The sequence below is a fragment of the Phyllobacterium chamaecytisi genome, assembly GCF_020164455.1.
In the GTDB taxonomy this organism is placed as follows: domain Bacteria; phylum Pseudomonadota; class Alphaproteobacteria; order Rhizobiales; family Rhizobiaceae; genus Phyllobacterium; species Phyllobacterium chamaecytisi.
In genome coordinates this window covers 172,369-187,266 of the sequence record NZ_JAIQWW010000009.1, presented here as the reverse complement: position 1 = coordinate 187,266, position 14,898 = coordinate 172,369, and the positions used below count along the sequence as shown (strand labels likewise).

At 54.9% G+C, this 14,898-nt stretch carries 11 protein-coding genes; 2 read left to right on the top strand and 9 right to left on the bottom strand.

The window, feature by feature from the left end; translation table 11 throughout:
- Positions 1 to 2: 2 nt before the first annotated feature.
- From LB462_RS31570 to LB462_RS15975, 8 genes are all read right to left on the bottom strand, one after another.
- Complete coding sequence (locus LB462_RS31570; protein WP_224509798.1) at positions 3 to 2,474, bottom strand: GAP1-N1 domain-containing protein; 2,472 nt, start codon at positions 2,472 to 2,474, stop codon at positions 3 to 5.
- Positions 2,471 to 3,316, bottom strand: coding sequence for a TRAFAC clade GTPase domain-containing protein (locus tag LB462_RS16005; protein ID WP_224509795.1), 846 nt, complete (start codon positions 3,314 to 3,316; stop codon positions 2,471 to 2,473). The genes LB462_RS31570 and LB462_RS16005 overlap by 4 nt, the downstream gene beginning before the upstream one ends.
- Positions 3,313 to 4,215: a TRAFAC clade GTPase domain-containing protein gene (locus tag LB462_RS16000; protein ID WP_224509793.1), complete on the bottom strand. Its 903-nt coding sequence runs from the start codon at positions 4,213 to 4,215 to the stop codon at positions 3,313 to 3,315. Before LB462_RS16000 ends, LB462_RS16005 begins: the two co-directional genes overlap by 4 nt.
- A gap of 53 nt (positions 4,216 to 4,268) precedes the next feature.
- Positions 4,269 to 5,591, bottom strand: a complete 1,323-nt coding sequence (locus tag LB462_RS15995; RefSeq protein WP_224509790.1) for a GTPase-associated system all-helical protein GASH — start codon at positions 5,589 to 5,591, stop codon at positions 4,269 to 4,271.
- Positions 5,592 to 5,872: 281 nt separating this feature from the next.
- A complete protein-coding gene (locus LB462_RS15990) occupies positions 5,873 to 7,984 on the bottom strand; it encodes an ATP-binding protein (protein WP_224509788.1) in 2,112 nt (703 codons plus the stop codon).
- Between the two features lie 7 nt (positions 7,985 to 7,991).
- On the bottom strand, positions 7,992 to 9,296 hold the full coding sequence (locus tag LB462_RS15985; protein WP_224509785.1) for an SIR2 family protein: 1,305 nt from the start codon (positions 9,294 to 9,296) through the stop codon (positions 7,992 to 7,994).
- An 83-nt stretch (positions 9,297 to 9,379) separates the two neighbouring features.
- Positions 9,380 to 10,300 carry a nucleotidyl transferase AbiEii/AbiGii toxin family protein gene (locus LB462_RS15980; protein ID WP_224509784.1) on the bottom strand — a complete coding sequence of 307 codons (921 nt, stop codon included), beginning with the start codon at positions 10,298 to 10,300 and terminating at the stop codon, positions 9,380 to 9,382.
- The gene (locus tag LB462_RS15975) at positions 10,290 to 10,910 is read right to left on the bottom strand and encodes a type IV toxin-antitoxin system AbiEi family antitoxin domain-containing protein (protein ID WP_224509780.1); all 621 of its coding nucleotides are present in this window, start codon (positions 10,908 to 10,910) and stop codon (positions 10,290 to 10,292) included. Before LB462_RS15975 ends, LB462_RS15980 begins: the two co-directional genes overlap by 11 nt.
- A 259-nt stretch (positions 10,911 to 11,169) precedes the next feature.
- On the opposite strand from LB462_RS15975, the gene LB462_RS15970 reads away from it, so the two are divergent.
- Positions 11,170 to 12,816 (top strand): RNA-directed DNA polymerase, encoded by a 1,647-nt coding sequence (locus LB462_RS15970; RefSeq protein WP_224509777.1) that lies wholly within the window; start codon positions 11,170 to 11,172, stop codon positions 12,814 to 12,816.
- A gap of 70 nt (positions 12,817 to 12,886) precedes the next feature.
- Here the strand turns inward: LB462_RS15970 and LB462_RS15965 are convergent, their stop codons facing one another.
- Positions 12,887 to 13,528 (bottom strand): hypothetical protein, encoded by a 642-nt coding sequence (locus LB462_RS15965; RefSeq protein WP_224509775.1) that lies wholly within the window; start codon positions 13,526 to 13,528, stop codon positions 12,887 to 12,889.
- A gap of 300 nt (positions 13,529 to 13,828) precedes the next feature.
- Here LB462_RS15965 and LB462_RS15960 point away from each other — a divergent pair, with 300 nt between their 5' ends.
- Complete coding sequence (locus LB462_RS15960) at positions 13,829 to 14,509, top strand: DUF2161 domain-containing phosphodiesterase (protein ID WP_224509772.1); 681 nt, start codon at positions 13,829 to 13,831, stop codon at positions 14,507 to 14,509.
- The last annotated feature ends 389 nt before the right edge of the window (positions 14,510 to 14,898 follow it).

Below are 14,898 nucleotides of genomic sequence, written 5' to 3'. Positions count from 1 at the left end.
CCTCATCTGAATTCGGGATCGTTCGCCAGCAATTTCAAGTGCTGATTCTGAGGATAGTCCCGGAGCATTTCCCCCAATAATTTTTGAATGCGTGGTTCACGGCCGTATCGTACTGTCCGAAGGGCTTCGCGCCACTTAAAGCGTCCATTGCCATTCTGCAGGACATCAGCACTTCGCCCACCAGCTCGCTCCCATAAAGCATCATGATCCGGTCCCGTGGGATATAGCTCGGCGGCAAGATCTGCGACGGACTCCCACTTCTCGAATGAATTCACCGGCGTGAGCTTGTTCAGCCACCGATTGAGGTAGCTGATAAGGTCCACGGCGCCTCTTAATGCCGGCCGTAAGTCTTCTCGTCCGAGAGACAGAAGCTTCAGCAGATCGTCTACAGTCACAGACCAGCGTTGCCGAGTGATCAACTGGCCCAGGCTCACAGCTTCCTGTTCTGTTAGCCTCGTATTTTTGATAAGGGCGGCAGCCAACCACTTTCTAAACTGCGTTTCCCCATAAGCGCCGGTAACCGTCAGGATTTCGATGGCGCGACCGAAGTCACGAGACGCCAAGTCGTCTAAAAGCAGGGCAAGTTTTGGCATTCGGCAAACCGCCTCCAGCAACGCCGCCTCCGGGGTCCATATTTGATGTCCTTCCTCCATTTGTTTGAACCATCCGTCAGCCGTCGCCGACAAAAGCTTCTCTCGCGCTGGGCTTGGTAGTACGCTCCAGATTTCGGAGCGTCGTGCGAAACTGATGACATTCGCCAAAGGCGTCTTGGAAAGCAGACCGATTGTTTGGGCAACATCTTGTTCCCCGTCCAACATACTCGCAAGTAGACGATGAAATTGATCGACAGGTTTGGATGGCCCTTTCCATGCGCCGATGTTTATCAAGAGCGCTGAGCGCCAGATGGCACGCATTACCTTTGGAGAATCTTCGGCTTTTCGCACAAGCTCCGGCCTCCGCGCGACAGCCTCTGCTGCATATACGGTTAATCGCTCGTCCTGCAGATCGACGGCCATGTCGACCTTCTGCTCGTCCATAGCGTGATCCGCGATAACAGCGATACCCTGCGACGAATTACGTGGCTCGATCTTAGCTTGGAGGCGAACAGCCTTTTCGATGCCAAATGCGGCTAGAGAAATCGACGCATGTAGTCGGAAGAGACCTTTCTCGACTGCAAGTTTGAGAACTTGTAGCGGCGCCCCGTTTGGCAGTTTTGTAGGCGCAAGGGTAACCATTACGTCTTCAAGTTCCCTCCCGAGGTCTGTCCTCTGCAAAAGATTCGCGACGAGGTCACCGGCGATCGCTATCCATCGCCAGAGCGCGGCAGCAAAAGATTTGTTTCCCTCGCGTGACGGCGTAGCAAAACCCGCAATCGCCGCTTCCCGCCAAGGTGCAATGGCCTCTTCGGACAAGGCGTTTCTGGCGAGCTCAATAAACTCGGCGTCCTCACGCGGAGGGAAATTGCTTTTGGCGATACGGTCACGAAGAGAGTTCCAAACTTCGACGCTACCCACATCAAACGCTTTGAGGTCAAGATTGCGAAGCTTGAGCAGGTCCGCGGTGCTCGCGCTCTCCAGCGCAAATGCCAGATTTCTAGTCAAAGCCTCCTTGCGCTTGCGTCCATCGGCCGATTGTGGAGACAGCGCATCAACGAGGCGCACGGCGGTGAGCGCATTTCGCATCCCATGAGGATCAGTCTCGCTAAAACGAAACGCCTGCTCCAAAAGAGTCAGTTCCGAAAAGCTAACTGGAGTCATCCCAATTGCGGCACCGAAATCAAGAAGAGACCGATTGGCGTCGGGGCTCAACAAAGCCTCGGCAGCGGCTGAGGGGGACGCACCCAGGAACTGGTCGATGAATCTAGAGCCCCGCCATCTAGCGACCAGCGATTTTGGGGTGCAGACTAAAAGGGGAGCGGGCGATTCAACGATATCGCCCGGCCCGAAGCTGAGGCGGAACGAAAAATGCTTCCTCATTTCCGGCCAGAGCCGTATCCAGAGTGCGGCGACAAGCGTCTCAAAGCCAACATGACCAACCCGTACTACAGGGCCGTTGCCAGCAGTCAGCAGTGCGGAGACCGCTGCCTCGAGTTCCGGGTCCTGACGTGGTCGGTCAAGAACTTCCGGCACCACTAGCGCTGGTAGGGATGATGGTCTGACACCTTCCGAAATCAGTTGGTCAAACACTGGTTGGATGTCGCTGTACGCACAAATACTTTCCAGCGGAATCAAGATCGCGTGAGCCAGAACCATTCCGCCCCTTGGGGCTGCCGGGTCGTGGAACGTCCGCGCTAAGACATACTTGTCCCTAAAGGGAAACCCGGAGACGAAGGGTGTCCATTCCGCGCCGGGAGGCGCATTGTCCGGAAGATCGAGCCGGGGCGCTAGTTCCGCCATCGTCTGCCGGTCGCCTGACGTCATCAGGAGACCATGTCCCCGATTTAACTCACCGAAGATGGCTTGCTCAAGGTTCACGTCACACGTCCGTTTGCAACGCCGCGCAGAAGTCGATCGATCGCGATAGTGAGGTCCTGAGATTTAGTGCCGTCACTTTCAACAATATACCCGAATTCTTCTGGCCCGCGCGCAACGTATTCGGCATCACGTTCATGGGGACTAAGTGGTCGTTCCAATGCAGACACTCCCATGAAAATAGGTGCGGTCCAGTTGCAACGAATAAAGGATTCGAGCATGGGCATTCTCGAGGCAAGGGCGCTCTGAGGAGTAAAACCATCGGGCAGTTCGTCCCAGCAAGTCAAAAGGACGCTCAGGTTGGGTTTTTCAACGGGTGGGTCGCTACTGGCGTTGGCAAAAAGCAGAATCTGAAGAAGCTCAACCATCCGCGCTTGATCCGACATATGGACGTCACGTGCTTGAGGAGGCTTGACGCCTTGCTCATTGAGCGGCCGTGAAAAAATGTCATCGCCCACCCTCGTCTGCTGTAGCCGCAGCAGAAGAAGCCAAGATGACGAAGCCTTAACGCGTTCGAGCCACTCGACCGGAACGCGACGGGATGAACTGATGCTCCTCACCTGCTCTCCACCGTAGTCAGGCCATATAAGTTTGGTGCTCCGAGCGCCGGCGGCGTCGGACACGGGCCAGATGCTATCCAGATATGTCGACGTGGCCGTGTGCGCGGCGGCACGACCTTCGTTTAAACTCTCGAGAGCACCTTCAAAGGGCTCGAGGTTGCTGGCTGCCCCGTCCATTCGCAGCCTCCCTTTATCTCCCATAAGCCTCTGAAGCAGTTGCGCGCCGAAATGAGTTTTACCGACCCCGCTTTCGCCGATGACAAGAATTGAATTTTGCTCGATCACGTCGCCGCCCCACCAAACAGGAAGAGCGGATCGTCGCTTTGCGCAGTAGGTTGAGGGAGCCGTGTCAATGGTCGCCTCTCCTTCAAGATCCATTGAAAAAGCTTCATCATACTCGTTTCCGGTACGCTATCCCCCTGCATGATGCTCACCGAAAACTCGGCGACGTTGGGCATCACGTCTACGACGGCTGAACGCACCGCCTGCTCCATTGCATCATCAATATCGATGTCCGACTTGGTCCACACCAGAGCCACGGGTCTACCGCGAAGTTCGTCGCCCACGCGGCGCGCCAGCAATCGGAACGCATTACGGGCGGCGCCCCTGGTCTCGCCTGAGAGTGCTTCACGGTCCGCAACCAGCAAAAAAATATCAGCGTGATCCGAAAGCCAAAGGGCGCCGGCCCCCTCGACCGAGTCACGATTTACGGCCCAGCGCTGAAACCATTCGCCAGGTGCATCGGCGAACACGTAGTCGGCTGGCGATAAGCTGTGGGGACTCCTGAACCGAGTATGCAGGAAACCAGGGGCCCGCCCGCCGCGACTCGCAGTGTGGGGCGGAAAATCTGGAGGATGACCTGGATCCCACCTGAGCGCGCTCGACACGGCTTCCCAGCCAGCCAAGGAAAACGAGCCAGCGAATTGACGATCTTCCAGCCCAGTGCCGTGCCGGCCGACAAGAAGATAGAGGCTTGCAAGCAAGGTCGTCTTGCCCGCATTTTGCGGACCCACGACACCTACCATCATCGGCCGAGCGCGACCGGCGACGAATGCGAGATCGGCCAGTCCAAGCGCTTCCCCCGACCAAGGCAGTAGCACTTCCTCACTTACATCAGCAGGCTTTGACGGTGGTTTCAGATTACCCGCCCAAATCGGACATTTGTGCAGATCGACGTGTCCCATATCGCAGCCTACATGAGGGACGAAACAGTTTGCGTTGGTACACTCCCTCATTTCTAACCTTTCCGCGTCCGTTTGGGGCTTTGGCGAGCTTCCGAAACGGCCCGCGAAGCCTGGAGCTCTCGAAATATCCATGCGGACCATGCGGGAAGAGTTAACTGAGTGTCAGGGGAAACGCCTGTGACACCTGCGAATCCCTCCAAAGTGGGTGCCGATCCAACGAAAGAAGTGACCGACATTCTCCCAGATTGCGATCTGTCAGGCTCTGCAACATGTTCGCGAAGCGCTCTCAAACTAGGATTCGCCTTTATTTCGTCAGCGAGTTCAAGGATTCGATACTCTTTCCCGGAGTCGTATCCGGGAAGAGCGACAACCGCTTCGTGAAGAAATGAAGAGACGCTTGCTGGGGAGAAGGTTGGGACTAAATTGTGTAAGTCAAATGCCATGAGCGCCGCCGCAGCGGCAGGCGATAGTGCACGATAATTAATTCGAGCGCTTGGTGAGAACAGGGACTCCTTCCACCACAGCAGATTGGTTCGTCGCTGAAGGCCCACGGTGGCGACGCCGACCTGGGCGACGGCAGCCCCTACATATTCGGAAGCGCTTTGAGCAAGAGCCGTAAGTGGCGCCGAGACATCGGGCAACTCAACAGAAACGGATTTAACAACCCCGTCGATCACGTCCCCTACGGCGCTTGCCATACGCTGGCCGAATTCCGTATTCCACTGAGCTGCGTTTTGGGGCCAATAAGGGTTTCCATTCGTAGCGACGTTGCCCGTTTGATTGTCATGATAATGTGGGCCGGCGGCTGCCTGGATGTTTTTTTTCAGATAGTCTCTGTTCGCCATACTTCGCTTTACCGTTGGCTCATTCAAAGCAGGAGCTTCGAATCTCATGGGCGCGAAAGAAATCTGGTCCGGCGTCGCCCATTCTGTTTCTGCACGTCCGTCGATCTTCTCCTCGAGGGAACCAATGACACCGTGCCACACGCCTTGCTCATTGTCCGCTTCAGTGAGTGGAAGGACGTTTCTTGCTGTATTGACGAATGCGACGCCTATGCGGTCTTCATCCTTTGCAGAGAGAGCGAGCGCCTGTAGAAGCATCGCCCTGATAACCGCAATCGGAGTTCCGGAAAACGTGTTGACATAGGTCGGCCACCGGCTTTTAAGTGCCTCGACAACGGAAAGCACGACCTCATCGTCCGTTCGCACTGCGGGATCACACGCAACGAGCACGTAAGGTATCGTTTTGCTCGGGTCTTTTTTGAGTAGGGCTGCTAAATCCGCTGCTGTGGTTTCCAGCTTCTCCAGTTTGGCGTCGTCGCCGCGGACATCTATCAACCCTTGGCTCAATAACTGCAGCAGGACGCTATCGCTCAAGATTTATCTCCACGGGTTTATGATTCGTTTAAACGTCAAAGTAGCATGCTGAATACGATCATACGCAAGGACGGTGACTTCTAAGCGAATGGGTTTTCTTGGGAAAACGGATAAAGATCCGCCTTTTACATCAACATATGGGCCTCGCTGATGACGTGCAGGCATTGTTCAACGGTCTCCCCGGATCTCGTCGAGCCGCTCAAAAACGTTATGGTGCTCGTCGCGAGAAAACCCGCGCAGCGTTTGACCGAAGTGCCTATCAGCTGTGTGGAGGATACGGATCATTCCTCCTCCGACTTTTGGACCGAAGCAGCGCCCGACCATGCTTTCGAGACTGCGCCCCAATCGACGCCTCGCTCTTCGGCTAGCGTCCAAACGCTCCAGAAATCTGGATCTGCCGACTGCGGTCGCTGTGCATCGGGCAATTCGTCAACCTCTACTAGAACTGGGATCGGCGCTGCCCAGCCGAGGAGAACAGCCTGCCTGGACGGTAAACTTGGCAACTCGCGCAACAGCCCGCCCACATTGTCGGGGACTAGGCGCGCGACGAGATTCTGGTCTGCATCGTTGACGATACGATGCAATAGAAACGTGTTGCACTGGGCGAGCACCGTCGCAGAAAGCTCCGATGGGCGCTGCGACGAAAGCACGAGCCCAAGCCCAAATTTGCGCCCCTCTCGGGCGATGCGCTCGAATACTTCGCGGCAGAGCTGGATTGGAGATGAGGCAGGACCGTCATCGTCTTTACCGCGCCTAGCGAATGTGTGCGCTTCCTCAAGCACGAGCACCGTCGGCAAGGTCCGGCCCTTCGGATGGCCGCGACGATACCTTTGAAGCGATTCAAAGATCAGCCGAGCCAAAACGGAAACAACAATGTGGACGATCTCGGATGGAACGAGAGATAGGTCGACAACCGCGATCTGCCCATTGCTCGCGCCATCGTCGCCCACATAGTCCTTTAGCCAGGATTCGAAGGAAGTCGGCGGATCTCGCCCAATTACGGCACCAAGCCGTTGATCGGCGAGCATTCCGCGAATTCGAAGTCCGAGTGTCGAAATAAACCCCGCAAGGTTTCCTCCTTGCTCGGTTGCGACTCGGTCAAGATGTTCGGCGAGAATGTTGACGTCAAAGAACTGTGGCGCATCCTCGCTGATAAGCGCCGCGTGACTAATATCCGGCAGCGTCCGTGCCAATGTGTCCAGCTCACTACGGATCGTTTCTAGGTCGGCAATCGCGAAGTCGTTGAAGTAATTGCCTGATCTCCGGCTATCGACAATTCCCGTGATCGTGGTTGCAATCGCGGCAAGTGCGCCGCTGGCCGAGTCCAGAGCCTCACCGCCAAACTGGGAACAATCTGACGCGATCGTTTCAAGTAGCCGCGCACACTCGAATCTCGCTTTTGGAGCGCCCGCGAAGGCCTGTGTGCCGGTGTTCAACATCCCCGATATCCGGATCGAATAGGACCCAAGGTAGCGGCGGATCATTGCCTCTCTCGGCACCCCCTCCGACTGGCCGGCCTTCAACTCTCGCAGCCCCTGCATCAGCAACGGACGTTGCGCGCCGGGCTGGGCATGAGCGACAGCAGTCCATTCGTGCCCGCTCCAGAGCCACGCAGGAATATCGAGCGGCCGCTCTCCTGCTGTCACGGGTGGAACGCGAAACAACCGCAGTTCTTCTCCTCGATCAGCGAAAGCCTTGGCATACTCGCCATTGGGATCGAGGACGATGAATCTTGCATTGGGCACTCCGGTCTTACTGGCGTCCTTGATGGCCTTCTCTGCTGCCTCCATAGACCATCGAATGAGCCCCGCCACGGTGCATGATTTGCCGCTCCCGGTGTTTCCCAACACCGCCAGGTGCCGACCGAAAAGCTTGTCGGGGTCGACCATGATGGCCGCGTTTGATGCCATCGGAGAGGAGCCAATTCTTACTCTCTTGTCGTCGTCCCTCGCGCCCACAATGGCCTCGACCTGTGGGGGCGTCGGGATGAGAACCTGGTCTCCCACTGACGGAAACGCGATGACGCCGCGGGAGAGTTCGTATTTGGTCATTCCCGAAGCACGGTCGCGCCGGGATGTCAGTGTTCCTACCGGAGATAGCGACATTTTCCGTAGTGGAAACGGAAGATCGATCAGGCCGAAGTCTTTCAGCCCAGCGCGCTTTGGGTAAGGAGAGCGCTCGATCCCAATCCAGGTGATGTAGGCAACCGTCGCACCAGCTTCATTTGGGATGAGCACGTAACCATTGAGACGCGGAAACCCCGCCGGCACGCCAGTGTTCAATGCCGTCGAGTGCGGAGCGTCCAACTCGAGCAGCACCCTGACTTCGTCAGGTGCGACCGACTCGACGACACCGACAACAAGACCCGACAAACGTTCGATTGGACTCGTCATGATCGCCTCATAACGCACCGGTTGCGGGCGCTGGAGGCGGTGCTGCAGGCAGGTCGCTGGCTTTCGGGTCGTCCGGACGATGCTTCAACAGTTCAGTCATTCGGCCGGATATGTAGTCGAGCGCCGGCTTCGGTAGGTAGTTCGCCACTAATGTTTGAAGATCCGAGAAATGCGGTCCAAGCAACAACGAGACCTGTGCATCGCGCGTCTTTTCTGTAAATGTCTTGAGGCGATCATCGGCCGAATAGGCCATGATCACCAAATGGGTCGACGGGATCGTGAGCATATCGAGCAGCACTCGATTCACATGATCGTCGCCGAAGCCATAGCCATAGGTCACGATAACCGCGTTGGGTCGGCAGGCTGCGGCTGCGAAATCGCGAAAGAGCTCCGCATATGGATATTGGGTTGTCTCGACGTCCTTCGCAGGATTAGGATAGATCATGACCGTATCGACGGGCTTTTTGGGAATGTCGGTATGATCCGCAGGGGCCCCGAATGGAATGCCTTTCCGGTAGATTCGCCGTTCGTCCTTGTCGAAGAACCAGTCCAATGAGCCGTGAAGCTTGGTCAGGCGAATGACGCCCTCCATGAATCGGGGCTCTCCCCGAATGCCGGGTGGATTGTAGTGGACGTCAACCTCAACGCGCGACGCCCGAAAGACCGGATTCAGAGCGCCGACAAATCTGTCGATGATCCGAAGGCCCGCAAAATCGCAGCCATGTTCGATCAGACGGTCGTAGTTGGTTGTGAAGACGTGCAAGCGTTCGCGAGACGCAGCCCGGCTCGCAAAACTGAGTAGGAATGATTGCAGAGCACCTTGAGCAGCTTCCTTTGATGCCGGGTCCCTTCCAGCGACGATCCCACTTTCCGTCTTCAAGAGTGATCTAAGGAATCCGGACATTTGAGCATCGATGCCATCCTTGAGGGTCTTTGCTGCTCCCTTGTCGATAACTCCCAGACCGTCAAGCAGAGCAAGCGCACTTCGGAACTGGTCCTCGATATTTGCTGCACCTCTTTTCATGGCCGTAGCTCCGGCTTGGGCATGCGCATCGATGGCGGCGTCATGCGTCGTTCCAAACGTAACCTTGGCCATTCCCGTGGCACCTACACCTGCGATGCAACCGACCGCTGTGGTGAACCCGCTACCGAGCAGCAGATTTAGGTGCTCCGCTTGAAAAACAGCAGAAAGCCATGGCTCGATGTGCTTTCGAGCACTGTTGATCAGGGCGTCCAGTTGGTCGGGGTTTGCAGGCAGATCGTCCAAGGCGCCTGAATGGCTGCCCACGCGATAGAAGTGCTGCTTATCCATGCGTCCCCCCGGAAGCCGCGACCACGGCCCATTTGTTCACCAATTGCGCTGCGTCAAGCTGGACGGCGTAATTTGTCGTTCGGCTATGCCTCATCGATTGCTGCTCCAGGCAACCACGGCCCGCTCGGCGGCCAAAATCGCTCTTCTTCTAATCCGACGACTAGCGGCATCAAGAAGACTCGAAGATCGGCGATGATGGCGGCGAAAGTCCCTGGTGCTCCTGCCAACCGCTCGCGGCCGAGGAAGGCGCGCCATTGAGCGGCCCGGGCTTCCGCGAATTCATCGCACAGGCCAACCGGAATGTCAGACGGAAGAACCGTTCTGCGTCGTTCGAAGGTGCGCTGTACGGCCACGACGAGGGCGGCCCGGCGAAGCTCGAATGTTCTGGAGATCACCCAGAGGTCGTAGAAATCCTTGAGCCTGCTATTGGCTATGCCGAGTGTGACGAGCGCCTCGAATTTCTCCGCTACCACCGTCTCGACAGGATAGGCCCGGAGTTTCGGCGTCGGGGAGTCCAGCAGGACGGGATAGTCAATCTCGATGGCCGCCGGCGTGATCGCATCGCCGAAGCCAATGTCGACCTGGATCGGGATACGCGCCCCGGCGATGGTTGCCGTCGTGCGGACCCGCACGCCACCATATTCCACCTCCTCGCGGATCGACGCCGCCGTCAACGCGGCCACATCAAACGTTACTCCGTCATCGGCGACCGGCTGCGCACAAATGGCTCGGAAAGTTTCGGCAATGGCCTCGGCGTCGTCGTCGCCTTGGCCAAGCAGGTCCAAGTCGCGAGTGGGCCGAAACGGGTCGGCGACCCAGGTCACAAAGAGCATCGCACCTTTGAGGACGAAGCGATCGCGATGCGGCGACACGCTCAGCCGATAGAGTAGACGCTCGATCGCATAGCGCGTCAGGAGAATCTGGAAATCTGATCGTTCGGCACGCGCTCGGTCGAGGAGCCGCGCCCGCACTGATGCGCCGACGTTGCGGGGCTCATGCGGCATTGGACACCGTCGCTTCGACGTAAGGACGCATGACCGACCAGACCCGCGCCTTTCGCGCGAAACGCCAGAGTTGATCAGGCGTGCACCGGCGGCGGCGGAGGCCCTCGCGTAGTCCTTCCATCGCAACGTCGAGACCGACCTTGGTCCGGTAGCGGAAGCAATCGACAATTGTCTTCGCCGGATCCGTGATGGCGACATCGACATTCTCGATGCGGTGACGCTCGACCCCCTCGGTCAGCGCCGACCCAGTAAAGCGCACAAACCTGATGGGCGGATAATCGATCTTGGGACGCCAGGCGGTACGGTCGATCGCCATCCACACAAATGAGGGCATTTGCAGGGTCAGTTCGTGGTATTGGAGCGCCGAGGTCAGGCAGACCACGCCCTTTGGGACTAGAACAGCCGCTTCGGCGAGCGCATGGGCAGCCTCAACGTGGGTGTCAGGGAGTTGATAGAGGCCGCGCGCCGGGCGGACGACCGCTTCCTCTCGAACGAGACGGGCGAGCGTCTCGGGTCCAATTCCTTCGGCCACAAAGTCCTTCAGCCGAAGCATCCCCCGAGCTCTCAGGAGGTCGAGCGCTCGAATCCGTTGGGCACCAGTCGAGGGCATTGGAAGTGATGTTTCCTCTGTATACGAAATTTATAGCAGAGGTTTTATCACAGAAAAATCGAACATGAAACCAGGAAACTTGTACGCTGTCGCGGCCGGCGATTGTCCTAAATGTTAGTGTTTCTGCACGTAGAATTCACTACCAGATCGTAAGGGAATGACTGGAGCGGCGCAGCCCGAGGGGCAAGCCTCCAACATAGTCTTGGTGAAATTTATAATAGTCTGTAAGACACGCGTGGATAGTTGGTTCGAGGGTAAAATGAAAAATCGCTACTGGTTGATCGCTAAAGGATTTTTTCCTGAAACCCTCCCTCCCTGCTTTGTATCAAGTGATTTCCAGCGCGCCATTCGAGGTATTGTCGCAGATATTGATGACAAGAAATTCCATAAAAGGCCGACAGAATACATTCGATACAGTGGAACTAAACATGATGGCAATAGACGTTTCTTTGGCACGCCACACCCGATCTCGTATTTTTACGTTTCGACTTTCGTGCACAAACATTGGAAAAAATTCGAAAGACAGTTCCAGATCTCTCCGTTTTCCGTAAGCGCTCCTAAAATTCCGGGAAACAATGCAGATCGATCCATCCAAGTTTCCTCCCTGTCTGAAATCGCAGCCCAGGCGCAAATCAAATTACGTTACGCCCCCTACATTCTTAAGACCGACATTTCACAATTTTTTCCAAGTATCTACACGCATTCAATCTCGTGGGCTGCTCATGGCATAGAAGCATCAAAGGCCGACCAATCGCCGAAATCAAATGATTTGATTTTCAATCAGTTGGATTTCTTCACGAGGAACTGTCAATCCGCTCAAACGAGGGGTGTCCTTGTCGGTCCGGATGCATTTCGTCCGATTGCAGAATTTGTGGCATCAAGCATTGACAAGTCATTACATGCTTCAGTTGGTAATTTGATCGTTGGCGCAGTCCGGCATGTGGATGACTTCTACATTGGCCTTCGCACCGAATCCGATGCATTGGTTGTTCTTTCACAACTTAGAGAAACTTTACAGAAATTCGAATTGCAGATAAATGACAGTAAAACACGTATTTATAACAGCTTAGATCCTATAAATGATTTGTGGGCTCAAGAAATTAGGAAGCTAACTCGAGAAACAAACTCGTGGCATAGCTCACGTGAGGATTTAATTTATACGTTGGATAGATCATTGAGAATTTCCAGTGAGATTGGCTCTCAGAGCCCTATTAAAATTGTTCTGCGGCATCTTGATCAAATCAAAGTTTATGATCGAGACCATTGGGATGTGGTGGAAAGTTATTTGCAGCGTATCTGCCACCACCATCCTCATTGCATCGATTATGTGGCGCTGCTCGTTGTTAAGAGAAAAGCTATTGGTGGCCAAATTGATAGCAGTGGATGGCAGGAAGCCTGCCAGTATCTTTTATTAATGCATCTGGCATTCAACCATCATCATGAAATCGTATGGCTTTTATGGCTGTTGCTGTCGTGTAGAATTGACATAAGCGATCATGTTGCCGACGAACTGTCCAAATCTCAGAATGGCCATGTCCAAGCGCTCCTTTTGTATGCCTATAAGGATGAACGCCTAAGGAAAAAGCCATCGATAAAGTTTGCTAGTAAACTTTTTACCGAAGATGCCGATTGGCTTACAAACCTCGTCGCGAGGTCTATAGGGATCACGAAAGCTAGTTTTTCAGGCAAATTTGCATCGGAATTCGAGCACTTGGCAGATCGAAAGCTCGCTCTTATTGATATTGAAGGCTATGTATCTCGCCTTGGAGAGCGACCTTCACGGGCTATTAGTAGAACGAGATACGGGTATGACGACGACGAGGGTTACGAATCAGACAATGATGACGATTCCGATGGCAACGACAATGAGGGCGAGTTCACGCCAAATCCGGACGACGATTACTAGAAGCAGGCACGTGCGACCATTAATTTGCGTCTAACCGACGCCGTCCTCACAACCAATACGAAGGGCAATATCACCGCTTGGCGGTTTTGGTTTCACCAGGCTCGCTCAGTTGCCCCTCCCAGAACAACGCCAGTTCCAACTGTCGAAGCTTTCCTAAATTGTGGGCTTCTTTCAATGGCCGCAACGCGCTACGAAAATTTTCAGGCAGGCGACTATCGGGATCCAAGAGCCAAGAGTGAACGGCATTGAAGTAGGCAATGTATTCTTTCGCTCGCGCGTGTTGATGCCACTGTGATAGCCCGAAAGATCTCGCCACAACTGAATCCCAAATTGGAAAAACATCGGGGGCGGAGAAGTGAAGAAACTTGCTGGTCCCTACAACAGAATTGTTGATCGCCTGAAGGGTTTCTTTCCAAGCGTTGAGATCTAGATAGTTTCCTTTATCACGCCCAGCCTCGACAAGCCGTTTCAAATCAGACGCTCCGGAGCCTGTCGGGGGGCTCTTCAGAATCGTCGGCATCCAACCATAAACGGCATACGCTCCCGACAAAACCTGTTTGTGACAACTCAAATCCAATTTTCGAAATAAATCTGTAAGCGCGAGATAACCAATTAAATATGAACTCTGTGTTAGCGAAACTTGGATCTCTCGACCCTTAAGGTTGTTCAAGGCAGCAACAATTGCGGTTTTCGATATTATGACATTGGGCATTTTCGTTCCAGGTACCTGAGAAAAATCTTCGGCCCACAATCCGTCGGCATCATCCTGATCCTACCGCTTGCACTAGGGGCATTGTAGAATTTGGGGCAACAATCGAAAACCACTATTATCGGCATTTTCAAAGTTTCTGGCAGGTTCTGCAATTGAACAGGCCGAATCTTGAGTTGGGATCGAAAAGATTTCAGCGGGGTCGTGGGTTAGATAGTTCTCAATGCGAGGCAAATGCGGTGTCCCTAGCTGCCATATCGGTGTAGTTTTTTGTCAAACGATTCTCCGATTCGATCTGTATACATGGAAACTTCGCTCTATCTGCCGGTTAAAAGCTTTCTTGAAAAGGCAGGTTACGTCGTCAAGGGCGAGGTTGGCGGCTGCGATCTTGTCGGCCTCAGTAATGACGATCCGCCTGTTGTCGTGGTCGCCGAGCTAAAATTAAGCTTCAATCTGGAGCTCATTTTGCAGGCGGTCGACCGGGCGACCATTTCAAACGAGGTCTGGATCGCTGCCCGGATATCGTCCAGCGGTAGAGGTCGTGAAGCCGACAAACGCTACCGCAACCTCTGCCGCAGGCTTGGCGTTGGCATGCTGGGCATTTCCGATGCCGGCGAGGTCAGCGTCATCGTTCGTTCCGTGTCACCAATGCCGCGGACCGATCCAAAGCGGCGTTCGAGGCTTATGCGCGAACACCAGAAACGACGCGGAGATCCGGTGCTTGGTGGTAGTACCCGCACGCCAATTATGACGGCATATCGGCAGCAGGCGCTTGCCTGTGCGGCAACTCTGACGGCAGGACCGCTGCGAGTGCGCGATATTGGAACCAACGTACCGGACGCGGGCAAGATATTGCTTTCGAATGTTTATGGCTGGTTTGAGCGCCTCGATAGAGGCGTCTATGCGTTGACAGAAGCTGGCCGCATCGCGCTGCAGCGATGGCCGCAGCCGGATGTGCAGGGAGCCAGTAGCCACGGCACTTGAGTGTTGGTTATTCATTCCGAATGTGCGTTAGAGAAGATCGCGTCCTATGCATCGTTTGTGCCGGGTCTGCCGCCGTTCCGTAGATTCCATCTGAAGTGCGACAGGCGTGGGTGAGGGTAGTCGACGTCATAGCTGTTGCAAGTGCTGGGCAAAGACTTGTTCTGGTATTCGGCACCGGGACAAGCAGGTGAACCCCTCAACACCCGCTATCGAAGCCTATTCGCTCCGCCGCTCTCAGGCCGGCGATGTGCTGCCCAGAAACTTCCGGCCTCAAGTTCAAATGAACTTCCCATCAAATGGACATTTTTTCTGCGCTGTCGAAACATTATAAAATAAAACGATGTGATATAACTTTGTGTGATATGAGGAATTTACTGAATGCATAAAAC

What these genes read in the sequence shown, in the direction of transcription:
- LB462_RS16000 (WP_224509793.1), bottom strand. Translation starts at nt 4,215, where the DNA reads ATGGGACACGTCGATCTGCACAAATGTCCGATTTGGGCGGGTAATCTG.
- LB462_RS15990 (WP_224509788.1), bottom strand. Translation starts at nt 7,984, where the DNA reads ATGACGAGTCCAATCGAACGTTTGTCGGGTCTTGTTGTCGGTGTCGTC.
- LB462_RS15985 (WP_224509785.1), bottom strand. Translation starts at nt 9,296, where the DNA reads ATGGATAAGCAGCACTTCTATCGCGTGGGCAGCCATTCAGGCGCCTTG.
- LB462_RS15980 (WP_224509784.1), bottom strand. Translation starts at nt 10,300, where the DNA reads ATGCCGCATGAGCCCCGCAACGTCGGCGCATCAGTGCGGGCGCGGCTC.
- LB462_RS15975 (WP_224509780.1), bottom strand. Translation starts at nt 10,910, where the DNA reads ATGCCCTCGACTGGTGCCCAACGGATTCGAGCGCTCGACCTCCTGAGA.
- LB462_RS15970 (WP_224509777.1), top strand. Translation starts at nt 11,170, where the DNA reads ATGAAAAATCGCTACTGGTTGATCGCTAAAGGATTTTTTCCTGAAACC.
- LB462_RS15965 (WP_224509775.1), bottom strand. Translation starts at nt 13,528, where the DNA reads ATGCCCAATGTCATAATATCGAAAACCGCAATTGTTGCTGCCTTGAAC.
- LB462_RS15960 (WP_224509772.1), top strand. Translation starts at nt 13,829, where the DNA reads ATGGAAACTTCGCTCTATCTGCCGGTTAAAAGCTTTCTTGAAAAGGCA.